The following is a 21,029-nucleotide window of genomic DNA, read 5'->3' on the forward strand; positions in this document are numbered from 1 at the left end:
CGGACGGCGGCGGCTCACCGGCCGATGCCGTGGCCCCGCCCAGGATGCCGTACGGGTCGTGCCGGCACTTCGCCCCGGCCAGGGTGCGCCACCGGCTGCCGTCGGTCGGCACGGGCGCACCCGTCCTCGCACCGCGGGCCCGGCGGACGGCCCCGTTTCCCGCTCCGGCGCCTGAACGGGGGCGCGCGGCACGGGACGGCGGGCGAAACGCCGCACGGGTCCTTTCCGGGAGCCGTGGAAGCGGCGAATATGCCGCACCATGGACATTCTGCTCGTCGCGAGCGCGTTCAACAGCCTGTCCCAGCGGGTCTACGCCGAACTGTCCGACCTCGGCCACCGGGTGGACGTCGTCCTCGCCGGCCAGGGCCCCGACGCCGTCCGCCGCGCCGTACGGGACCGGCGCCCGGAGCTGGTCGTCGCGCCGATGCTCAAGACGGCACTCCCGGAGGACGTCTGGCAGCAGCACACCTGCCTGATCGTCCATCCGGGACCGCTCGGCGACCGGGGCCCCTCCTCGCTCGACTGGGCCATCGCCGACCGGGCGGCCGAGTGGGGGGTGACCGTGCTCCAGGCCGAGGCGGCCATGGACGCGGGCCCGGTCTGGGCGAGCGAGCCGTTCCCGGTGGCGCCGGTCGGCAAGAGCGACCTCTACCGCAACGAGGCCGCCGACGCCGCCCTCACCGCCGTCCACCGGGCGGTACGCCGGTACGCGGACGGCTCGTACAAGCCGCGGCCGCAGAGCGATCCCGCGATCCACGGCAAGGTCGTCTGGCGGGACGTCCTCCGGCAGGAGCGGCGGCGGATCGACTGGGCGGCCGACGACACCGCGACGGTGCTGCGCAAGCTGCGCGGGGCCGACTCCCAGCCGGGGGTGCTGGACGAACTCGCCGGCCGTGAGGTGTTCCTGCACGGCGGCCACCCCGAGGACCGACTGCGCGGAGCACCGGGCGAGCTGCTCGCCACCCGGGCGGGCGCGGTCTGCCGGGCCACCCGCGACGGCGCCGTCTGGATCCCCGAGCTGCGCCCCCGCAGGAACTCCGGCGACCCGGCCCCCTTCCGCCGCCCCGCCACCGACGTCCTCGGCGGCCCCGGCCTCCCCGGGAGCCCCGCCCCGCTCGAACTGCCCGCGGACCGCCGCACCTGGACCGACATCCGCTACCGGCAGCACGGCGACGTCGGCCTCGTCACCTTCTCCTTCCCCGGCGGCGCGATGAGCACCGACCACTGCCGGCGCCTGCTCGCCGCCTACCGGTACGCCCTCGACCGGCCCACCCGGGTCCTGGTCCTCGGCGGCCGGCGCGACTTCTTCTCCAACGGCATCCACCTCAACGTCATCGAGGCCGCCCCGGACCCCGCCGAGGAGTCCTGGACCAACCTCCACGCCATGGACGACCTGGTCGAGGCCGTACTGCGGACCACCGACCGGCTCGTCGTGGCCGCTCTCGGCGGGAACGCGGCGGCCGGCGGGGCCATGCTCGCCCTCGCCGCCGACGAGGTCTGGTGCCGCGCCGGCGCCGTGCTCAACCCGCACTACCGGCGGATGGGCCTGTACGGCTCGGAGTTCTGGACGTACTCGCTGCCCCGCCGCGTCGGCATGGCGGCCGCCCGGCGGCTGACGGAGGAGGCCCGGCCGGTGAGCGCCGCGACGGCCGCCGGCATCGGGCTCGTCGACCGGCTGGTACGGGTCCCCGCGCAGGGGTTCACCGCCGAGGCCGAGCGACTGGCCGCCGAGCTGGCGGGCGCTCCGGATCTCGACCGCCGGATCGCCGCCAAGGCCGCGGCGCGCCGGGCCGACGAGGAGGAACGGCCGCTCGCCGAGTACCGCCGCGACGAACTCGCCCGGATGCACGCCCTGTTCTTCGACCCGGACGCCGCCTACCACTCGCTGCGCTCCGACTTCGTCCGCAAGGTACCGGGCGGTGCCCGGTGACGCGGCTGCTGGTGGCGGGCGTCGGGAACATCTTCCTCGGCGACGACGCCTTCGGCCCGGAGGTGATCCGCGCCCTGGAGCAGCGCCCGCTGCCGCCCGGCGCACAGGTCCGGGACTACGGCATCCGGGGCATGGACCTCGCCTACGCCCTGCTCGACGGCTGGCCGGTGGTCGTGCTCGTGGACGCCGCCGTCCGCGGCGAACGCCCGGGCACCCTGTCCCTCGTCGAACCCGAACTCCCCGACGGCCGCCCGGCGGCCCCGCCCGAGGCGCACGGCATGGACCCGGCGAAGGTGCTCGCCCTCGCCGCCCACCTCGGCGAGGAGGCCCTGCCCCGCGTCCTCGTGCTCGCCTGCGAGCCCGGAGAGCTGCCGCGGGGCGACGAGGACATCGCCCCGGGGCTGAGCGCCGCCGTCCGGGACGCGGTCGGCCGGGCCGTCGAGGCCCTGCACACCCTGGTCCCGGCGCTGCTGGCGGATCCCCTGGTCACGCCCGCGTTGGCCCGCCCGGAGGAATCCGCGGCCCCCGCCGCGGCCGGTCGCCCGCCGACAGCCGCCACCGGCGCGGAGGATCGCTAGCGGACCAGGACGCGGAACCGCGCGCTCCGCAGGTCCTTCCCGAACCCAGCGACCGAGGAGCGGAGTCCCCATGTGTCAGTCGGAGGAGGTCACCCGGGCCGTCCTGGCCAGGAACGACGGCCTGGCCGCCGGCCTGCGCAGCGACCTGGCCGCGCGCGGGGTGAGCGTGGTGAACCTGCTCTCCAGCCCCGGCAGCGGCAAGACCGAGCTGCTCGGCCGGGTGCTGGCCCGGGCGGGGGAGCGGGGCGTGTCCGTGGCCGCCTTCACCGCCGACCTCGCCACCGAGAACGACGCGAAGCGGCTGGCCCGCTCCGGAGCGCCGGTCAAGCAGCTGCTCACCGACGGGCTGTGCCACCTGGAGGCCCGGCAGGTCCGCGGCCATCTGGAGGGCTGGCTGCCGGCGGACACCGCGCTGCTGTTCGTGGAGAACGTCGGCAACCTGGTCTGCCCGGCCTCCTACGACCTCGGCGAGCACCTGCGGATCGTGCTGATGGCGGTGACCGAGGGCGAGGACAAGCCCGCGAAGTACCCCACCGCCTTCGGCTCCGCCCACCTGGTCGTGCTCACCAAGACCGACCTCGCCGGGCCGGCCGGGTTCGACGAGCACGCCTTCGCCGAGCACGTGCGCCGGGTCAACCCCGGAGTGGAGATCGTCCGCTCCTGCGCCCGCACCGGGGAGGGCGTCGACACCGTCCTCGACCGGGTGCTCGCCGCACGGGACGGCGCCCCCGTGCACACCCCGCCCCTCGCCCCGCACCCGCACGGCCACGTCCACGCCCCCAGCGCCTCGTGACGGCGCCCACCACGGCGGCGGCCGTCCGCCGGCGCGTCACCGTGCACGGGACCGTGCAGGGCGTGGGGTTCCGCCCGTTCGTCCACCGCCTGGCCGCCGACCTGGCGCTCACCGGGTTCGTCGGCAACACGGCGAACGGGGTGCTCATCGAGGTCGAGGGAACGGCGGCCGGCGTCGAACGGTTCTGCGCGCGGCTCGCCGGTGAGCCGCCGCCGCTGGCCGCCGTGACCGCCGTGGCCGTCGAGGAGGTACCGGCCACCGGGGCGGACCCCGGCTTCACCATCCGCGCCACCGAGCAGTCGGCCCCGGGCCGCACCCTCCTCCCGCCCGACACCGCCACCTGCCCCGACTGCCTGCGCGAACTGGCCGACCCGGCCGACCGCCGGCACCGCCACCCCTTCATCACCTGCACCCACTGCGGGCCCCGCTTCACCATCGCCACCGGCATGCCGTACGACCGCGCGGCCACCACCATGTCCGGCTTCCCCATGTGCCCCGCCTGCACCCTGGAGTACGACACCCCGGCCGACCGCCGCTTCCACGCCCAGCCCGTGGCCTGCCCGGACTGCGGCCCCCGGCTGCGGCTGGTGCCCGCCGCGGGCAGCGGGGTGAGAGCCGCTCGCGACGGTGATGCCCTCTCACGGGCGCGGGAACTTCTCGCCGCCGGGCGGATCGTCGCCGTGAAGGGCATCGGCGGCTACCACCTGGCCTGCGACGCCTCCGACGCCCGCGCCGTGGACACCCTGCGCACCCGCAAGGCGCGGGGCGACAAGCCGTTCGCGGTGATGTGCGCCGACCTCGCGGAGGCCGAGCGCATCGCCGAGGTCGGGACGGCCGAGCGGGCCGCGCTCACCAGCCCCCGCCGTCCCATCGTCCTGCTCCGCCCCCGCCCGGCCGCCCGGCTCGCCCCCGGCGTCTGCCCCGGCAGCCCGCACCTCGGCGTCCTGCTGCCCTACACGCCCGTCCACACCCTCCTCTTCGGCCTCCCCGGCGACCCGGCCGGCCCCCGCGTCCTCGTCATGACCAGCGGCAACCGCTCGGGCGAGCCCATCGTCACCGCCGACGACGAGGCGCTGACCCGGCTGTTCGGACTCGCCGACGCCTGGCTCGTCCACGACCGGCCCATCGCCTCGCCCTGCGACGACTCCCTGCTGCGGGTCCGCGCCGACGGCACCGAACAGGTCCTGCGCCGCTCCCGCGGCTACGCGCCGCGCCCGCTGCGCCTGCCGGTCCCGGTGCGGCCCGCGCTCGCGGTGGGCGGCGACCTCAAGAACGCGCTGTGCGTCGGCGAGGGCGACCTGGCCTGGTTCGGGCCGCACATCGGCGACATGGGCGACCTGGCCACCCTGGAGGCGGCCGTCCGGGCGGAACGGCACGTACGCCGGCTGACCGGGATCCAGCCCGAACGCGTCGCCGCCGACCGGCACCCGGGCTACCACTCGTCCGCCTGGGCCCGCCGCCGCGCCACCCGGCTCGGTCTCGGCAGGCCGGTGTTCGTCCAGCACCACCACGCGCACATCGCCGCCGCCATGGCCGAGGCCGGCCTCGACGGCACCACACCCGTCATCGGCGTCGCCTTCGACGGCACCGGCTACGGCGACGACGCCACCGTCTGGGGCGGCGAGGTGCTCGTCGCCGACTACACCGGCTACCGGCGCTTCGCCCATCTCGCCCCCGCCCCGCTGCCCGGCGGGGACGCGGGCGTCGCCAACCCGTGCCGGACCGCGCTGGCCCGGCTGTGGGCGGCCGGCCTGCCCTGGGACGCCGACCTGCCCAGCGTCGCCGCCTGCTCACGCGAGGAACTCCGCTTGCTGGAACGGCAGTTGCCGAGCCAGGTCGGCTGCGTGGCCACCTCCAGCATGGGGCGCCTCTTCGACGCGGTGTCGTCCCTCGCGGGCGTGTGCCACCGCACCGGGTACGAGGCCCAGGCCGCCCTGGAACTGGAGGCGCAGGCCTGCGCGGCCTGGGGCACGGAGACGGCCGCGTACCCCTTCGGCGACCGCTTCGACCCGGCCCCCGCCCTCTGCGCGATCATCGCCGACCTGCGGCGCGGCACCCCCGTGCCGGTGATCGCGGCCCGCTTCCACCGCGGGGTCGCCCGGGCCGTCCTGGACCTCTGCCGCGGCGCGCGCCGCGCCACCGGACTGACCACCGTCGCCCTCACCGGAGGCGTCTTCGCCAACGCGCTCCTTGAGGACGCGAGTGCGGACCTGCTGCACGGCGCCGGATTCACGGTCCTGCGGCACGGCGAAGTCCCGCCGAACGACGGCGGACTGGCGCTCGGGCAACTGGTGGTCGCGGCCCACGGACCACGGCCCGACGACGACCGACGCAAGGCAGTCAGCGACGAGACGGAGTGACCCATGTGTTTGGCAGTGCCCGGCAGAGTCGTGAGCATCGACGACACCGCTGATCCGCTCACCGGCCTGATCGACTTCGGCGGTGTGCAGAAGCAGGCGTGTCTCGAGTACGTGTCCGACGTGAAGGTGGGGGAGTACGTCATCGTCCATGTGGGCTTCGCCCTGCAGCGCCTCGACGAGGAGTCGGCCCTGGCCTCCCTCAAACTCTTCGAGGAACTGGGCCTCCTGGAGGAGGAGTTCGGCGACGCCTGGCAGCAGGCGGCCCGGCAGGCGGAGGGGAGCGAGGCGCGGTGAAGTACCTCGACGAGTTCAACGACCCGCGGCTGGCGCGCCGGCTGCTGGACGAGATCCGGGCCACCGTCACCCGGCCCTGGGCCCTGATGGAGGTCTGCGGCGGCCAGACCCACTCGATCATCCGGCACGGCATCGACCAACTCCTCCCGGAGGAGGTCGAGTTGATCCACGGGCCGGGCTGCCCGGTCTGTGTCACCCCGCTGGAGTGCATCGACAAGGCACTGGAGATCGCCGCCCGCCCCGACGTGATCTTCTGCTCGTTCGGCGACATGCTCCGGGTCCCCGGCACCGACCGGGACCTGTTCCGGGTCAGGGGCGCGGGCGGTGACGTCCGCGTGGTCTACTCACCGCTCGACGCGCTCCAACTCGCCCGGCGCCACCCGGACAAGCAGGTGGTGTTCTTCGCCATCGGCTTCGAGACCACCGCCCCCGCCAACGCCATGGCCGTCCACCAGGCCAAGCGCCTGGGCCTCGCCAACTTCACCCTGCTGGTCTCCCACGTCCGGGTCCCCCCGGCCATCGAGGCCATCATGACCGCCCCCGCCTGCCGGGTGCAGGGCTTCCTGGCCGCCGGGCACGTGTGCAGCGTGATGGGCATGGCCGAGTACCCCCGACTCGCCGAACGGCACCGGGTCCCCGTCGTCGTCACCGGCTTCGAACCGCTCGACATCCTGGAGGGCATCCGCCGCACGGTGGGCCAGCTGGAACGCGGCGAGCACCGGGTGGAGAACGCCTACGCCCGTGCCGTGCGCGAGGACGGCAACCCGGCCGCGATCCGCATGATCGAGGAGGTCTTCGAGGTCACCGACCGCAACTGGCGCGGCATCGGCCGCATCCCCGGCAGCGGCTGGCGGCTGAGCCCGGCCTACCGCGACTTCGACGCCGAGCACCGCTTCGACGTCACCGGCATCCGCACCGAGGAACCCGCCGAGTGCCGTGCCGGCGAGGTCCTGCAGGGGCTCATCAAACCCACCGACTGCGCGGCCTTCGGCACCACCTGCACCCCGCGCACCCCGCTCGGCGCCACCATGGTCTCCAGCGAGGGCGCCTGCGCCGCCTACTACCTCTACCGCCGGATGTCCGAACCGGCGCTCCCGCGCGAGGAGATGAACCCCGTTGGCTGAGCAGACCCTCGTCGACCCCGCGAACTGGAGCTGCCCGGCGCCGATCCGCGACCAGCCGGTCGTGGTCATGGGCCACGGCGGTGGCGGCGCCCTCTCCGCCGAACTGATCGAGCAGATCTTCGCCCCCGCCTACGGCAACGCCCTCCTCGCCGGGATGACCGACTCCGCCGTCCTCCACCTCGGCGGCGCCCGCCTCGCGCTCTCCACCGACTCCTACGTCGTACGGCCGCTGTTCTTCCCCGGCGGCTGCCTGGGCGACCTCGCCGTCAACGGCACCGTCAACGACCTGGCGATGAGCGGCGCCCGGCCCGCCTACCTCTCCGCCGCCTTCGTCCTGGAGGAGGGCGTCGAGCTGTCGGTCGTCGAACGCATCGCGCGGGCCATGGGCGCGGCGGCCGAGACGGCCGGGGTCACGATCGCCACCGGCGACACCAAGGTGGTCGAGAGCGGCCACGGGGACGGGGTGTACGTCACCACCGCCGGCGTCGGCCTGGTCCCCGAGCGGGTCGACATCCGGCCGCAGCGGGCCAGGCCCGGCGACGCCGTCATCGTCAGCGGACCGATCGGCCTGCACGGTGTCGCCGTGCTCAGCGTGCGCGAGGGGCTGGAGTTCGGCGTCGAGATCGCCAGCGACACCGCGCCGCTGGCCGACCTGGTCGCGACCATGCTGGACGTCACCCCCGACGTCCACGTCCTGCGCGACCCGACCCGCGGCGGCCTGGCCGCCTCCCTGAACGAGATCGCCCGCGCCTCGGGGACGGGCGTACGGCTCGCCGAGCGCGCCCTGCCGGTACCGGACGCGGTCGCGGGCGCCTGCGGCTTCCTCGGCCTGGACCCGCTCTACGTCGCCAACGAGGGCAGGCTCGTGGCCTTCGTCCCGCCGACGGACGCCGACGCGGTGCTGGAGGCGATGCGCGCCCACCCGCAGGGGGCCGGCGCCACCCGGATCGGGGAGTGCGTGACCGAACACCCCGGCATGGTGGTGGTGGCGACCGGACTCGGCGGCACCCGGGTCGTCGATCTCCCGCTCGGGGAGCAGCTGCCGCGCATCTGCTGACGGCGGCTCTCGCCCGACGACTGGGCGTGACCCCGCCGGTGCCCGGACCGTCCCGGGCACCGGCGGGGTCACTCGACCGCGGTGATCTCCAGCTCCCGGCCGCTGCGCAGGTCGGTGGAGGGCCGGTCGCAGCGCGGGCACCAGAAGAACGGCGGCATGCCCACCGCGAACTCCTCGGCGCAGGGGCCGCACCAGGCCTGTGCGGTCACCTGTTCGACGACGAGCCGGGCGCCGGCGAGGACGGTGCCCTCGCGCGCCACCTCGAAGGCGAAGTCCAGGGCGTCGGGGACGACCCCGGACAGCTCGCCGACCCGGACGGTCACGGCGCGGACGCGGTCCGCGCCGTCCGCCCGGGCCCACTCGTCGGCCTGCTCCACGATCGCGGTAGCGATCGACAGTTCGTGCACGACCGGCTCACGGATACCGGTGGCCGGCGCGCAGCCCGCCGGCGATCCGCCAGATCCTCATCTCGCGCATCATGCTGGGGATCTCGGTGACGAACAGCGCCAGGAGCAGCGCGCCCACCACGGCGACCTCGGCGGTCAGCACGCGCTGGGCCGCCGTTCCGGTTCTCTTGCGTTGCATCTTCACAGCGGGCACTCCCTGTTCTGTGTCACGCGCTTCTGTGTCACGCGGGCGGGATGTTCGGCATGACGTCCAGCAGGGCGTCGTGCCGCTTCCAGTGGATGTTGGTCGAGCGCCGCGCGTCGGCGGTGCCGTCCGGGTGGTGTCCGGTCTGCTTCTTGTACGGACCCCTGTTCCCCTGGTGCATGCCGGGCACGTGGGACGGTGTGTCGGGCCGGGCCTGGGCTCGGCCGACTCGGATGCTGCCCATGGGGTTCTCCTTCCTGTGTTGCCGTTCCTCGAGGCCGCTCGGCTCATGGCCGCTCAGCTCAAGGCCGCTCGGTGAGCTCCTCGAAGAAACGCTCCACGGCCGGCCACATCCGGCCGCCGCCGGACAGGCCGCGCCATTCCCGGCGGACGACGGCGAGCATGCGGAAGCAGTCGTCGACCGGGACGATCCAGTGGTGGTCCAGGCCGTGCACCGTGTTGACCAGCAGCGCCTCGACGTCGGGGGTCAGGCCGGCCAGGGGCGGGCAGCCGGCGACCGCCCGCTGCCAGCCCTCCGCCGCCACCTCCCAGCGCATGGCCCCCGCCGGGCTCGGCCCCTCGGCGGTGACCGTGCCGTCGGCGCGCGGCACGAAGAAGACCAGGCCGACCGGGACCCCGAGGGCCGCGGTGTCCACCTTCGGGAGGCGGACCCGGCGGGTGGGGACCAGCCGGAACTGGCCGCCGCCCGCGCCGGTGCCGTGCCGGGTGCCGGCGAACAGCACCGAGCAGGCCCGGCAGGCGCAGCGGACCTCGGCCTGCCCGGTGTCGTACAGGTGCGGATGGTCCTCGGCCAGCGGCTCGGCGCACAGGTCGCACACCTCCGCCCCGGCCGCCGGCCGCCGGTCGGCCGAGGAACGGATGAGGCGGGCCAGGGCTCCGCCGGCCGGCGTCCGGGTGGTCACCGGGCCTCCTGTGGCCGGCGCAGGGAGTCCAGGGGGACGAAGGCGGGTGCCGGCGCCTCGGGCACCGGCTGCACGTCGGCCAGCTCGGGGGCCGCGGCGAGCACCGCCTCCCGGACGGCGTCGGTCACCTCCGTGGTACCTCCGCCGCACCCCGAGCCGCAACCGCCGCCGGTGGCCAGCCGCACCCGGCCGACCCCGCCCTCCACACCGGCCCACTCGACGTCACCGCCGCGTTCCCGCACGGCGGGACGCAGCCGCTCGACCGCGCGGGCGGCCCGGCGCTCGGGCGGGTCGGGGTGGATGCCGTGCAGGACCATGAGGTGGTCGAGCAGCTCGTCGTCGGCGAGCCGCTCGGCCAGCGGCGGGTCCGCGTGGTCGAGGATCCGGGCCAGTGCCTCGCCGTAGACCTCGGTCAGCAGCCGTACCGCCTCGACGGCCGAGCCGCCGGTCGGCCCCGGCGCGGACTCCAGGCTCTCCAGCAGCCCGTCGAGCCGGGCCAGCCGGGACTCGACCGCCGGTCCGTCGAGCCGCGCGTCAGCCATGGTTCGCCCCGTACACCGGCGAGTGCGTGACGCTCAGCGTCTTGCCCTTGCCCGTGTACATGTGGACACCGCACGGCAGACAGGGGTCGAAGCTGCGGACCGTGCGCATGATGTCGACGCCCTTGAAGTCGTCCGGGCCGTTCTCCTCGAAGATCGGCTGGCCCATGACCGCGTCCTCGTACGGGCCCGGGGTGCCGAACTTGTCGCGGGGGCTGGCGTTCCACGGGGTCGGCGGGTACGGGTGGTAGTTGGCGATCTTCTTGTCCTTGATCACCAGGTGGTGCGAGAGGACCCCGCGCACGGCCTCGTGGAAACCGCAGCCGATCGCCTCGTCCGGCACCTCGAAGTCCTCGAACACCTTGGTGTCGCCGGACCTGACCAGGCCCATCGCCTCGTCCAAGAACTGCAGGGCCATGGCGGCCGCGTACGCCACGAAGTACGGCCGGGCGCGGTCGCGCTCAAGGGTGTTCGACCACTTCGGGATCTTCCACTCCAGCGTGGTCTCCGGCAGCTCCGGGCCCTTGGGCAGCGAGATCCGCACGCTGCTGCCGGTGGCCTTGATGTACGGCGTGTCGACGAGGCCGCTGAGCGCGGTCGACCAGAGCCGGGCCAGCGGCCCGCCGCCGGTGTCCAGGGCCAGGTGGTCGCCGGTGCGCTGGTCGAACCAGCGTGGGCTCATCACCCAGCTGTAGTTGCCCTCGAAGTCCCGCTTCTGCGGCACCGGGAGGGTGGTCTGGTTCCACGGGTGGCGCATGTCGACGGGGTTGCCGAGCGGGTCGTGGGTGACGAACGGGTCCTCGTTGACCCAGTCCTCGTAGAACGAGCTGCCGAGCATGATCCGCAGGCCCAGGTTGATGTCGACCAGGTTGTTGGTGACCAGCTCGCCGTCGACCACGATGCCCGGGGTGACGTACATCGCCTTGCCCCAGCGGTCCATGTTCTCGTACTTGTAGTCGACCACCTTCGGGTCCTGCCATGCGCCCCAACAGCCAAGGAGGATACGGCGCTTGCCGACCTCCTCGTAGCCGGGCAGCGCCTCGTAGAAGAAGTCGAAGACGTCGTCGTTCATGGCGACGGCCTTCTTCACGAAGTCGATGACGTGCATCAGCCGGCTGAGGTAGTCGGTGAACGCGGTCGGCGACGGCATGGTGCCGACACCGCCCGGATAGAGGGTGGAGGGGTGGACGTGCCGACCCTCCATCAGGCAGAACATCTCGCGGGTGGTCCGGGAGACCTTCAGGGCCTCCTTGTAGACCTCGCCCTCGAAGGGGTTGAAGGCCTTCATGATGTCCGCGATGGTCCGGTAGCCGTGGATGTCACCGCGCGGCGCGTTGGTCTTCTGCGCGCGGGCCAGGACGCTCGGGTTGGTGGCCTTGACCATCTGCTCGCAGAAGTCCACGAAGACCAGGTTGTCCTGGAAGATCGTGTGGTCGAACATGTACTCGGCCGCTTCGCCGAGGTTGACGATGTGCTCGGCGAGCGGCGGCGGTTTCACGCCGTACGCCATCTGCTGGGCGTAGTCGGAGCACGTCGTGTGGTTGTCGCCGCAGATGCCGCAGATGCGGGAGGTGATGAACCCGGCGTCGCGCGGGTCCTTCCCCTTCATGAAGACGGAGTAGCCGCGGAAGAGGGAGGAGGTGCTGTGACACTCCACCACCTCCTTGTTGGCGAAGTCGATCTTCGTGTAGATGCCCAGGTTTCCGATGATCCGGGTGATCGGATCCCAGGACATGTCCACGATCTGAGCGGGCTTGCGCCCTTTGTGCCGGGCCTCTGTCGTCATCGGCTCGCTGACCTTTGCTGTGGGGGGACTTGGGGGTGCGGGAGGGCGCGGGTGGGTCAGGGGCGCCAGCGCGGGGCGTAGCCGCTGGTGAGCTTGCGCTTGTTGTGGCGCCACTTGGGCTCGTGGTTGACCAGCTCGTTGGTGAAGCCGCGCAGCCTGCGGATGACCGCCCCGTACGGCTTGATCGCGAGCGAGGAGAGGGTGCCGCCGGGCGGCTCGTCCATGAACGGCATGAACGCGTCCGGGAAGCCCGGCATGGTGCAGCCGATGCAGATGCCGCCGACGTTCGGACAGCCGCCGATGCCGGCCATCCAGCCCCGCTTGGGCACGTTGCAGTTCACGACCGGACCCCAGCAGCCCGTCTTGACCAGGCACTTGGGCGAGTTGTAGTCCGCCGCGAAGGTCGCCTGCTCGTAGTAGGCGGCGCGGTCGCAGCCCTCGTGGACGGTGCGCCCGAACAGCCACTGCGGCCGCAGCATGTGGTCCAGCGGCGGCGGGGGAGCGGTGCCGGCGGCGTGGTAGAGCACCCAGACCAGGGTCTCCATGAAGTTCTCCGGCTGGACGGGGCAGCCCGGGATGTTCACCACCGGCAGCCCGCCCTGGGACTTGAAGTCCCAGCCGAGGTAGTCCGCGAGGCCCATCGCGCCGGTCGGGTTGCCGGCCATGGCGTGGATGCCGCCGAAGGTGGCACAGGTGCCGACGGCCACCACCGCCCAGGCCCGGGGCGCCAGTTCGTCGATCCAGTCGTTGAGGGTCTGCGGCTGGCCGGTCTCCGGGTCGTTGCCGAAGGACGTCCAGTAGCCGTCGCCCTCGATGATGTTCTGGTTCGGGATCGAGCCCTCGATGACGAGGATGAAGGGTTCCAGTTCGCCCCGCGCGGCCGCCCGGTACGGCGCGAGGAAGTCCTCGCCTCCCAGGCTCGGCGAGAGCACCTTGTTGACCAGGTTGACCTTCGGCATGCCCGGGATCAGGCCCAGGACCAGGTCCTCGATGGAGGGCTGGTCGGCGGCCGTGACCGAGACGGTGTCGCCGTCGCAGCTCATGCCCTCGGAGATCCAGAGGATGGTGATCTCGTCGAACCCCTGGTGCTCGCCGTCGGCCCGGGCGGGTTCGCCGCCGACGGCCGTGGTGCCGTTCTTGCTGGTGCTCATGTGCTAGGCCTCCGATGGTGTGGGCCCCGGCGACGGCTCGGCAGCCGCCGCTGGATCCGGGACTTCGGTGCCCCCGAGCGGCTCGACTTCGTCGGGCCGGAAGTAGTGGTAACGGCCGTACCAGCCGTGCAGTTCGGCCGCCGGGTCGTCGTCCACGGTGACGGCGAGGTGGGTGCTGCCGTCCACGTCGTGGAAGACGGCGGCCACGGTCGCCGTGCGGCCGGCGAGGAACATGTCCTGGGCGTCGGCGCCCCTGCCGCGCGGGCGCAGCCGCACCGGGCTGCCGCCGCCGACCCGCACGCCGTCGACGAGGACCGTGTCGGTGGTCGGGGACAGCCCGTCGTCGCCGCCCTCCTGCCACCAGGCGGGCCGCCCGGCGAGGAAGTCCTCGCCGGCGGAGGCCGGGGCGCGGAGGGGTGCGCCGACGGCGCCTGCCGGGTCGGTGGCGGGTGTGTCGACGGCGCCTGCCGGGTCGGCGGCGGGTGCGTCGGCAGAGCCTTCGCTGCCCGTGGTCCGGCCGGCCGGGCCGATCGAGCGGATGGCGCCGTGCAGGCGTTCGAAGACCTCCGGCGGCATGGTGTCGACCCGGTCGAGGATCTCGGCGGCCCGCGGATCGGTGGCCCGTGCCTCCCGCTTCTCCTCGTCCGTCAGCAGCATGGTGCGCAGGGTGAGGATCTCGTCGATCTCGCCGGCGTCGTGCAGGTCACCGGGGCTCTCCGGGGCCACCTGCGGATGGTCGGGGAGGATGATCGGCGAGGAGAGCAGCAGGCCGGAGACCGAGCCGTCCGCGGGGGCGACGGCGGGCGGCGCGCCGCCGAGCACCGGGAAGGTGAAGTCGTTGCGGCAGCTCCGGGCGGCCTCCTGGAGGGCCCGGCCCGGGTCGATCAGGGAGACGAACTCCGCGCCCTCGACCCCCAGGAGGGTGTGGGTGGCGATGAGCGCGTGCCGCAGCGCCCGGTCGCGCGGGGCGTGCGGGTCTCCGGGGTGCCCCTCGTTCGTGGTGCGGACCCGGAGCCGGATGAGGTCTCCCCCGAGCTGCTCGGCCACGAGGACGGTACGCGCCCGCACCTCCGCCCGGCGACGCACGATCCGCCCGGCTCCGGAGGGCAGCTCCTCGACGTCGGTACCGGCCGGCGAGCCCACCGGAAACCCGTGCTCGTCCCCGTCCAGCGCGACCGTGAACTCGGCCTCGCGGGCCACCGCCTCCTCGAAGGTGAGCTGCACGGTCCCGTCGTCGCAGGCGAGCGACTCGACCGGCCGCCCTTCGGCGTCCTCGACCTGCTTGTGCTGAAGCTGCAGATACCGGACCCGCAGCCGCAGGACCGCGTCCGGCCTGCGCACCCGCAGCAGGCACTCCGTCTGCTGGTACCAGGAGTCCGCCGAACCCGACACGCCCGGTCTGACCGGACCGTCGGCCTCCGCCCGGTCGCGCGGGAAGAGCACCCCGAACTGCCAGCGGGCACGATTCTTCGGCGAGGACCGCCGATAGGGGTAGAGGAGGTAGCCCTCGTAGAGCACGGCGTCGGCGACTGCACTCATCGCATCGAAGGTCGGCGCGGGGCGGCCGGAGCCGTCCACCAGGGCAGTGCGGGGCGCTCTGCCGTCGACCAGTCCCTCGGCCATGCAGCCTCCTCGGATCCGTGCGCGCGCCCATACCTTCCACCACGGTCACACCGGTCACGCCCGCCCGCCTCTTCTGGCGGAGCGGGGTTGGGCCGGACGGGGGACGGGTGCCGGGGCGTACGCCGGACAGCGCACGGGCGCCGGTCCGGCCGCCGGAGTGCGACGGCGCGGCAGCGGCGGGCCGGTGCGGTCAGGAGGCCGGTGCGGTCAGGGGGCCGGTGCGGTCAGGGGGCCGGTGCGGTCAGGGGGCGACGAACAGGGCGGGGAAGCGGGGCCCGAGCCAGGGCTTGCGTCCGAAGGCGAACACCTGGCCGCGGGCCATGGCGAGCCACGGGTTGCGACGGCCGAGGGCGATGAGCAGGAAGGCGACCGGATCGATGAGGATCGTGCAGTCCGGACGGTCCCGCGGTTCCGGAGCCACCTCTACGGTGCCGTCGGCCAGGGAGACACCGAAGCCGCCGCCGCCACCGCGCAGCCGGATCGTGTAACGGGCGGTCAGACCGGCGGTGGCCGTGCCGTCCGCCACGGCCGGCATCACCGAGAGCAGGAACGGCAGGCACCTGGCGACCCGTTCGGCGTCGATCATGTGCGGGCGGCGCACCGCGCGGGCGAGGTCGTAGCCGTGGCCCAGCATGTGGGTGAGCAGGTAGGAGGCGAGCACGGACCGGTCCATCGGGCCGAGCGGGGTCACCGGCGCCGGGCCGTCCGCCGCCGCGGCCAGCGCGTCGGCGCAGCGGTCCGCCTGCTCGGTGATCATGGCCGCGAGCGGCGCCGCCCGGCGCTCTTCGAACACGGCCAGCGACTCGGCGTTGGCCGCCGCCAGGCTCTGCGGCGTACCGTCCCCGTAGGGCCGTTCCCGCCCCAGGGCGAGGTCGGCCATCAGCTCGTTGGCCAGCGCCAGATGGGCCGCCGCCTCGCCGACCGTCCACTGCGATCCCGGTACGGGTCCGCTCGTGTCGGCGATGCCGTCGAGTACGGCCGCGATGTCCGCGGCCGTCTGCCGTATCGCCCGCCCGAGCTCCGCGGGCAGCGCCCCGCCGACGTCCTGCCGTGCCGCCTGATCCACGCCGGTCACCCCTGTTCTGTCGCGCGGTACCCAATCAGACGCACGGGCCGGCCACAACCCCCGCGACGATCACCGCGTCCCCAGCCCCCGGAGAAAGCTGTCGACGACCGTGTCGGCGGCCTGGGCCGGGTTGAGCTCGGGCAGCTCCCGCGACGCCAGATGCATGAGCTGCGGCAGCAGCGAACTCGCCCAGCCGGGCGGCAGGTCGGCGCGGAGCAGCCCCTCCTCGGTGGCCCGCCGCAGGAAGTCGTCCACCTCCCGGACCAGGGCGTCGCGCCGCTCCCGGATCGCGTCGTCGGCCCGCAGCCGGGTGAGCTCCACCGGCCACTTGCGATTGACGCCGATGATCTCCTCGACGTACCGGTGCAGCGCCACGGCGACCGGGGCCTCCCGCAGCCTGGCGTGCTCGACGGCCCGCTCGACCGCGTCGTACCGCGCCTCGTAGATGGCGGCCAGCAGCTCCTCGCGGGACGCGAACCGCCGGTAGACGGTCCGCCGGTCGACACCGGCCTCGGCGGCGATCGCGGCGATGGTCGCGCCCGGATCGACGGCGAGCATCCGGGCCCCGGTGGTCAGAACGGCTTCCAGGTTGCGTGCTGCGTCGGCTCTCACGCGCCAGAGCATATCCGGAGGTGTGGAACCTGCCGCACCTTCTGGCGCACAGATGAGGCTTACACTCATGGAAGTGCTACATTGAAGTGACATATAACAGAGCCGGTCCGTTCGGATCCGGATCCTCAGGAGAGGCCACATGATCACTTACGACTGTCTCTACATCGCGGGCTCGTGGGCGGCGCCCAGCGACCCGGAACTCCTCGACATCCGCTCGCCGCACGACCAGGCCGTCATCGGCCGTGCCGCCCAGGCCCGGCCCGCCGACGTCGACCGCGCCGTGGCAGCCGCCCGGGCCGCCTTCGACGAGGGTCCCTGGCCGCGGACGGCACCGGCGGAGCGGATCGCCGCCATACGGCGGCTGAACGCCCTGCGGGAGGCCGACGCCGAGCGGATCGCCGACCTCGTCTCGGCCGAGAACGGCTCCGCCCGTTGGTTCACCAGGGCGGGACAGCCGGGGCTCACCCGCCAGGCCGAGGCCTACCTCCGGGCGGCGGAGGCGTTCGGCTGGGAGGAGACGCCGGAATCCGCATCGGAATCCGCTCCGGAATCCGCCCCGGCGGTCCGGACGGTGGTGCGCCGCGAGCCCGTCGGCGTCGTGGCCGCGGTCATCCCCTGGAACTCCCCGTTCTCGGCCGCCATGGCGAAGATCGTCCCCGCGCTGCTGGCCGGCAACACCGTCGTCCTGAAGGTGTCCCCGGAGAACTCGCTGAGCATGGGGCTGCTCGCGGACCTGCTGGACCGGGCCGGGCTGCCCGAAGGCGTGATCAGCGTCCTGCCCGCCGACCGGCAGACCAGCGAGTACCTCGTCTCGCACCGCGACATCGACAAGATCGCGTTCACCGGCTCGACCCTGGCCGGCCGCAGGATCGCCGCCATCGCGGGCGAGCAGCTGAAGCGGGTCAGCCTGGAGCTGGGCGGCAAGTCCGCCGCGATCATCCTGCCGGACACGGATCTCGGCCGGGCGGTGCCGGGACTGAAGTTCGCCTCGCTCCTCAACAACGGCGAGTCCTGCATCGCACAGACCCGCGTCCTCGCGCCGCGCAGCCGGTACGAAGAGGTCGTCACCGCCCTCAAGGACCTCGTGGAGTCGCTCAAGGTCGGCGACCCGGCGGACCCCGACACCTTCATCGGCCCGATGGTCCGCCGGGACCAGCAGCAGCGCGTGCGCGACTACATCGAACTCGGCATCAGGGAGGGCGCCCGGCTCGTCACCGGCGGCCCCCAGGTCCCGCCGGGCCTGGAGAACGGCAACTACGTCACCCCCACCGTCTTCGCCGACGTCGACAACTCCTTCCGGATCGCCCAGGAGGAGATCTTCGGCCCCGTCCTCGTGGTCATCCCCTACGACGACGAGGACCACGCGGTACGCATCGCCAACGACTCCGAGTACGGCCTCTCGGGCGGCGTGTGGTCCGCCGACGAGACCCACGCCCTCGAAGTGGCCCGCCGCCTGCGCACCGGCACGGTCACCGTGAATGGCGCACCCATCTCCTTCGACGGCCCGTTCGGCGGCCACAAGGCCAGCGGCATCGGCCGCGAGTACGGCATGGCGGGGCTTGCCCAGTACACCGAGTACAAGTCGGTGACGCTGCCGGCCTCAGGGGTCTGACCTGGACCGGTGCTGACCTGGGCAGGCATTTTCACGCCCCGCCAGTAGTAGCCGCGGCCCCGCAGCTGGAATGCCGGTCGGCGCTGGTGGCCGGCTGGCCGCCTGTGGCCTCGTTGCTGTCCGTGGAACTCCTGGTCCACCGGACGGGTGGTCGTCGTCTGGACGGGACGGAGCGGTGCTTCGACCGAGATCGGGCGGAGCCGGGCGGGGCGGAACTGGATGAGGATCCGCTCCTGGCGCGAGCGAGAAAGCTCGATCCTGAGCATCGGGAGCTGCATCAGCGGTCGGCCTCGGCGGAGACGCTACGCAAGGAACTGCACGTCGGAGCGAGGAAGTCCAGGGTGTTGGCTGCGCGGGTGCGAGGCCGGCTGGAAGAGGGCGAGGTCGGAGGGGAGCCCGGGTGGGGTGACGGGAAGCCTTGTTCTGTGGGCGGGCGAGGCGGCGCAGGCCGTCATCCAGGTCTTCCCGTCCATCGAGGTAGGGGCCCGGGTGAACCGCGGCTCCATGCACCGGGTCGCGCACCATCTGGCGCGCCAGGGGGTCCGGCAGTTTTTCGATGTGGGCGCCGGAATCCCCACCGCGCCCAACCTCCGCCAGATCGTCCAGTCGTCCTGGTCTATGCCGACGCACTCCTCGACGGTGCCCCCGAGGGCAGGACCTGCTACGTCGAGGCCGACGGGACCCAGCCCGACGAACTGCTGGCGGCCATCAGGGCAATCGCGACCGTCGATTTCGGCAAGCCGGTGGCGCTGAGCCTGACGCACTGCACCGGCGACGCGCGACGCTCCCACGCGGCTCCGCCTGGACTGACACGGCAGAAACGCCAGATGCCCTGCCGGCAGCGGGCGACGGTAGCCCGACCCTCAAGGGCCGCAAAATTTACGGGCGTTGAGGCCTCAGCAACGTTGCTGGGTGCCGGCTTCCGGCAGATACCGCCCCCGTGAGGGCGGCGCAAGAGTTTCACCGAGACCGATGACGCCCGCCTGCTCGATGCCACGTACTAGCAGCTCGGCGGCCCGATCGTTGTGGCCGGGGCACCCGAGTTCCATCCGGTCGATGATGGGTGGTCACATCTGGAGAGAGCGCTTGCCAACCTCGCCAGGCGCAGCCTCGACGGCCTCACCGCGAAGACCGGCCTTGACTTCCGGTCGCCGTAACCCCAGCTGTTGAAGATCTCTAGCGGACGGGGATGAAAGTCCAGCTCATCTGGGGCTGGGTAGAGCCGGTGCTCCAGGAGGTGACCGCGGCGGGCTGCACGGGTGCCGCGGTGTAGCCGTTGAGGTTGAGGTCGCTGTTCCCGGAAGGGCGGAACGCCGTGTAGCCGGCGTCGGTGGTTGTCGGGTTCCACCACTCGTAGGTCTGCAGCGGGTTGGTGTAGAACGGCTGCAGGTTGACGGGGGTGGGGTCTTTCAACGGGCCGCTGCCGTTGATGTCGAGAACCTTGCCGGTGGCGGGGTTGTACAGGTAGGTCATGTTCGACGGGGTTCCGTCCGGCTTGCCCTGCTGCCACAGGCAGTACAGGTTGAGGGCCGGGCTGAGCACTTGCAGCTGCACATTGCTGTCACCCGTGTCGGCACAGAGCGCCATGCCGGGTTGGGGAGAGCCGGCGGTCGGCCGTGCGGACTGGTCCACCAGCAACCCATAGGTCCCGACGGTGAACGGTGCCTTGGCCAATGTGGCCGTGGGTGCCGTCGCGGCCGGGTCCATCATGGTGAACTGCCAGCTCATGGACCGCCGATCCTGATCCCACGTGGTGAGCATGAGACCTCTGGCGCCGGAGTCGTTGCCGTCCATGTTGATGTTGAGATCGAGGTTGGTGGCCGGGCGTATCGCCACGCCGCCGCTGTTGGTCTGGCTGCTGAAGTTGAACAGCTGCAGGTTGACCGCGGAGGCACCGGAGAGCTGTGGTTTGAGAGTGAAGCCGACGCCCTTGGCAGGGTTGCCGAGCAGCGTGAGGTATTTATCGAGGCCGGTGTTGTACAGGTAGTAGTTGTCTCCCACCGGTTTCAGCAACCACTGGCAGTTCGCGGGCAAGGTGGTGACTGGAGTGACCAGCAGGAAGGGCTGAGGGTTTGGGTCGCCGTACCCGCACAGCGACCCGCCGCCGGCGGTGAGGACGAGGGTGATCGAGACGGCGTGCGCGGACGCCGCGGCCACGATCACGGTACTGACGCTCAGGGCGGCTGCCACCAGGCAGCGCAGGACATGCCCAAGACGACGGCAGGTGACTAACAGGGACACGTCGGAGGCCTTTCGGAGGGGGAGATGGTTGAGTGACAGCTCGCTCGGCCGCCGCCTGGGTGCGAAGCGGCCCTTTACGCACGGCGGCAGCGACTTCGGGCGGTCACCACCGTGGCGTCGCGCAGCACTGAGATACTAAGGACTCGGACAGGGTGTGCGTGACCGGGCCTGCTCGGCTGTCCGCTTGGCCTCGGGGATCAGGCGGAAGTCTGGAAGTTCCCTGGGGTGGCCTCCGTGCCTGAGCAGCCCGTCAGCACTGTCACGATCAGACTCGCAGCACCCGGCGAGGGTCCTGCGGCAGTGGCGCTGGGCGCCCTCGCCGTCCAGGAGTTCATCCCCACGCCAGGCGCGGCGGCGCGGCACTTCTGGCCCGGGCCATCGACCGCCACGGCGGGCAGGTGCCGTTGCCCTACGGGCACGGCGGCTGCCTGACCGCTCGCATCGCAGACACCGTGGTCGTCTGGTCCGGAGCCTGGTCGAGATCGAATTCCTGGCCGTCGCCGAGCCCTGGCGTGGCCGGGGCATCGCCAGCGCGCTGCTGAGGGAGGCCGGGGAGACGGCCCGTGCTGCCGGCACGTATCCGGCCTTCGCGAAGATCCGGACAGGCGCGTTCCCTACCATGCCCGGCACTGTCCTGCGCCGGCACACGAGCCAGGGGAAGACCATGCTCGTTGCAGAACACAACGCCTGAGCCCAACGCGGATCCGCTGTTCCCTCGATTCAGAATGAGGTTCGCAGGCGGCGGAGGC

The 21,029-nt window shown here is 72.8% G+C and carries 20 protein-coding genes and 1 pseudogene; 10 read left to right on the plus strand and 11 right to left on the minus strand.

Features of this window, described 5'->3' with window-relative positions:
* Positions 1–259: 259 nt before the first annotated feature.
* The 7 genes from ACFZB3_RS06480 to hypE all read left to right on the plus strand — a co-directional run bounded on the left by ACFZB3_RS06480 (position 260) and on the right by hypE (position 8,136).
* Positions 260–1,930, plus strand: a complete 1,671-nt coding sequence (locus tag ACFZB3_RS06480; protein ID WP_391370623.1) for an enoyl-CoA hydratase-related protein — start codon at positions 260–262, stop codon at positions 1,928–1,930.
* Entirely contained in the window at positions 1,927–2,508 is a 582-nt protein-coding gene (locus ACFZB3_RS06485; RefSeq protein WP_391370625.1) for a hydrogenase maturation protease, read from the plus strand. Before ACFZB3_RS06480 ends, ACFZB3_RS06485 begins: the two co-directional genes overlap by 4 nt.
* Positions 2,509–2,578: 70 nt before the next feature.
* On the plus strand, positions 2,579–3,301 hold the full coding sequence (hypB, locus tag ACFZB3_RS06490) for a hydrogenase nickel incorporation protein HypB (protein ID WP_391370628.1): 723 nt from the start codon (positions 2,579–2,581) through the stop codon (positions 3,299–3,301).
* The gene (hypF, locus tag ACFZB3_RS06495; RefSeq protein ID WP_391370631.1) at positions 3,298–5,661 is read left to right on the plus strand and encodes a carbamoyltransferase HypF; all 2,364 of its coding nucleotides are present in this window, start codon (positions 3,298–3,300) and stop codon (positions 5,659–5,661) included. The genes hypB and hypF overlap by 4 nt, the downstream gene beginning before the upstream one ends.
* A gap of 3 nt (positions 5,662–5,664) precedes the next feature.
* Positions 5,665–5,955, plus strand: a complete 291-nt coding sequence (locus ACFZB3_RS06500) for a HypC/HybG/HupF family hydrogenase formation chaperone (RefSeq protein WP_391370634.1) — start codon at positions 5,665–5,667, stop codon at positions 5,953–5,955.
* Positions 5,952–7,079 carry a hydrogenase formation protein HypD gene (hypD, locus tag ACFZB3_RS06505; protein ID WP_391370636.1) on the plus strand — a complete coding sequence of 376 codons (1,128 nt, stop codon included), beginning with the start codon at positions 5,952–5,954 and terminating at the stop codon, positions 7,077–7,079. Before ACFZB3_RS06500 ends, hypD begins: the two co-directional genes overlap by 4 nt.
* Before the next feature lie 67 nt (positions 7,080–7,146).
* Complete coding sequence (hypE, locus tag ACFZB3_RS06510) at positions 7,147–8,136, plus strand: hydrogenase expression/formation protein HypE (protein ID WP_391372052.1); 990 nt, start codon at positions 7,147–7,149, stop codon at positions 8,134–8,136.
* Between the two features lie 68 nt (positions 8,137–8,204).
* Here the strand turns inward: hypE and hypA are convergent, their stop codons facing one another.
* From hypA to ACFZB3_RS06560, 10 genes are all read right to left on the minus strand, one after another.
* Positions 8,205–8,543: a hydrogenase maturation nickel metallochaperone HypA gene (gene hypA / locus ACFZB3_RS06515; RefSeq protein ID WP_391370638.1), complete on the minus strand. Its 339-nt coding sequence runs from the start codon at positions 8,541–8,543 to the stop codon at positions 8,205–8,207.
* Positions 8,544–8,550: 7 nt separating this feature from the next.
* The gene (locus ACFZB3_RS06520) at positions 8,551–8,721 is read right to left on the minus strand and encodes a hypothetical protein (protein WP_362587085.1); all 171 of its coding nucleotides are present in this window, start codon (positions 8,719–8,721) and stop codon (positions 8,551–8,553) included.
* Between the two features lie 43 nt (positions 8,722–8,764).
* A complete protein-coding gene (locus ACFZB3_RS06525) occupies positions 8,765–8,971 on the minus strand; it encodes a hypothetical protein (RefSeq protein ID WP_391370642.1) in 207 nt (68 codons plus the stop codon).
* A 58-nt stretch (positions 8,972–9,029) separates the two neighbouring features.
* Positions 9,030–9,650, minus strand: a complete 621-nt coding sequence (locus tag ACFZB3_RS06530) for a DUF5947 family protein (protein ID WP_391370645.1) — start codon at positions 9,648–9,650, stop codon at positions 9,030–9,032.
* Complete coding sequence (locus tag ACFZB3_RS06535) at positions 9,647–10,192, minus strand: NifU family protein (protein ID WP_391370648.1); 546 nt, start codon at positions 10,190–10,192, stop codon at positions 9,647–9,649. The genes ACFZB3_RS06530 and ACFZB3_RS06535 overlap by 4 nt, the downstream gene beginning before the upstream one ends.
* The gene (locus ACFZB3_RS06540; RefSeq protein WP_391370650.1) at positions 10,185–11,975 is read right to left on the minus strand and encodes a nickel-dependent hydrogenase large subunit; all 1,791 of its coding nucleotides are present in this window, start codon (positions 11,973–11,975) and stop codon (positions 10,185–10,187) included. The genes ACFZB3_RS06535 and ACFZB3_RS06540 overlap by 8 nt, the downstream gene beginning before the upstream one ends.
* Positions 11,976–12,031: 56 nt before the next feature.
* Positions 12,032–13,126, minus strand: coding sequence for a hydrogenase expression protein HypE (locus ACFZB3_RS06545; RefSeq protein WP_391370653.1), 1,095 nt, complete (start codon positions 13,124–13,126; stop codon positions 12,032–12,034).
* Between the two features lie 3 nt (positions 13,127–13,129).
* Positions 13,130–14,749 carry a hypothetical protein gene (locus tag ACFZB3_RS06550; protein ID WP_391370656.1) on the minus strand — a complete coding sequence of 540 codons (1,620 nt, stop codon included), beginning with the start codon at positions 14,747–14,749 and terminating at the stop codon, positions 13,130–13,132.
* A gap of 241 nt (positions 14,750–14,990) precedes the next feature.
* Entirely contained in the window at positions 14,991–15,815 is an 825-nt protein-coding gene (locus tag ACFZB3_RS06555) for a maleylpyruvate isomerase family mycothiol-dependent enzyme (RefSeq protein WP_391370658.1), read from the minus strand.
* Between the two features lie 69 nt (positions 15,816–15,884).
* Positions 15,885–16,373 (minus strand): TetR family transcriptional regulator, encoded by a 489-nt coding sequence (locus tag ACFZB3_RS06560; protein ID WP_391372055.1) that lies wholly within the window; start codon positions 16,371–16,373, stop codon positions 15,885–15,887.
* 193 nt (positions 16,374–16,566) lie between these two features.
* Between ACFZB3_RS06560 and ACFZB3_RS06565 the strand changes: the two genes are divergently transcribed.
* Together ACFZB3_RS06565 and ACFZB3_RS06570 are read left to right on the plus strand one after the other, a co-directional pair.
* Positions 16,567–18,039, plus strand: coding sequence for an aldehyde dehydrogenase family protein (locus tag ACFZB3_RS06565; protein WP_391370660.1), 1,473 nt, complete (start codon positions 16,567–16,569; stop codon positions 18,037–18,039).
* Positions 18,040–18,258: 219 nt separating this feature from the next.
* Positions 18,259–18,983 (plus strand): annotated as a pseudogene (locus ACFZB3_RS06570) (SAM-dependent methyltransferase).
* A 232-nt stretch (positions 18,984–19,215) separates the two neighbouring features.
* Here ACFZB3_RS06570 and ACFZB3_RS06575 read toward each other — a convergent pair.
* Positions 19,216–20,202: an RICIN domain-containing protein gene (locus tag ACFZB3_RS06575; protein WP_391370663.1), complete on the minus strand. Its 987-nt coding sequence runs from the start codon at positions 20,200–20,202 to the stop codon at positions 19,216–19,218.
* A gap of 232 nt (positions 20,203–20,434) precedes the next feature.
* On the opposite strand from ACFZB3_RS06575, the gene ACFZB3_RS06580 reads away from it, so the two are divergent.
* On the plus strand, positions 20,435–20,971 hold the full coding sequence (locus ACFZB3_RS06580; RefSeq protein ID WP_391370666.1) for a GNAT family N-acetyltransferase: 537 nt from the start codon (positions 20,435–20,437) through the stop codon (positions 20,969–20,971).
* Positions 20,972–21,029: the final 58 nt, after the last annotated feature.

Source organism: Streptomyces sp. NPDC008092, from assembly GCF_042957285.1.
Classification (GTDB): Bacteria; Actinomycetota; Actinomycetes; order Streptomycetales; family Streptomycetaceae; genus Streptomyces.

What these genes read in the sequence shown, in the direction of transcription:
- ACFZB3_RS06480 (WP_391370623.1), top strand. Translation starts at nt 260, where the DNA reads ATGGACATTCTGCTCGTCGCGAGCGCGTTCAACAGCCTGTCCCAGCGG.
- ACFZB3_RS06525 (WP_391370642.1), bottom strand. Translation starts at nt 8,971, where the DNA reads ATGGGCAGCATCCGAGTCGGCCGAGCCCAGGCCCGGCCCGACACACCG.
- ACFZB3_RS06565 (WP_391370660.1), top strand. Translation starts at nt 16,567, where the DNA reads ATGATCACTTACGACTGTCTCTACATCGCGGGCTCGTGGGCGGCGCCC.
- ACFZB3_RS06560 (WP_391372055.1), bottom strand. Translation starts at nt 16,373, where the DNA reads ATGCTCGCCGTCGATCCGGGCGCGACCATCGCCGCGATCGCCGCCGAG.
- ACFZB3_RS06500 (WP_391370634.1), top strand. Translation starts at nt 5,665, where the DNA reads ATGTGTTTGGCAGTGCCCGGCAGAGTCGTGAGCATCGACGACACCGCT.
- ACFZB3_RS06520 (WP_362587085.1), bottom strand. Translation starts at nt 8,721, where the DNA reads ATGCAACGCAAGAGAACCGGAACGGCGGCCCAGCGCGTGCTGACCGCC.
- ACFZB3_RS06535 (WP_391370648.1), bottom strand. Translation starts at nt 10,192, where the DNA reads ATGGCTGACGCGCGGCTCGACGGACCGGCGGTCGAGTCCCGGCTGGCC.
- hypB (WP_391370628.1), top strand. Translation starts at nt 2,579, where the DNA reads ATGTGTCAGTCGGAGGAGGTCACCCGGGCCGTCCTGGCCAGGAACGAC.
- ACFZB3_RS06550 (WP_391370656.1), bottom strand. Translation starts at nt 14,749, where the DNA reads ATGGCCGAGGGACTGGTCGACGGCAGAGCGCCCCGCACTGCCCTGGTG.
- hypE (WP_391372052.1), top strand. Translation starts at nt 7,147, where the DNA reads ATGGGCCACGGCGGTGGCGGCGCCCTCTCCGCCGAACTGATCGAGCAG.
- ACFZB3_RS06545 (WP_391370653.1), bottom strand. Translation starts at nt 13,126, where the DNA reads ATGAGCACCAGCAAGAACGGCACCACGGCCGTCGGCGGCGAACCCGCC.
- ACFZB3_RS06540 (WP_391370650.1), bottom strand. Translation starts at nt 11,975, where the DNA reads ATGACGACAGAGGCCCGGCACAAAGGGCGCAAGCCCGCTCAGATCGTG.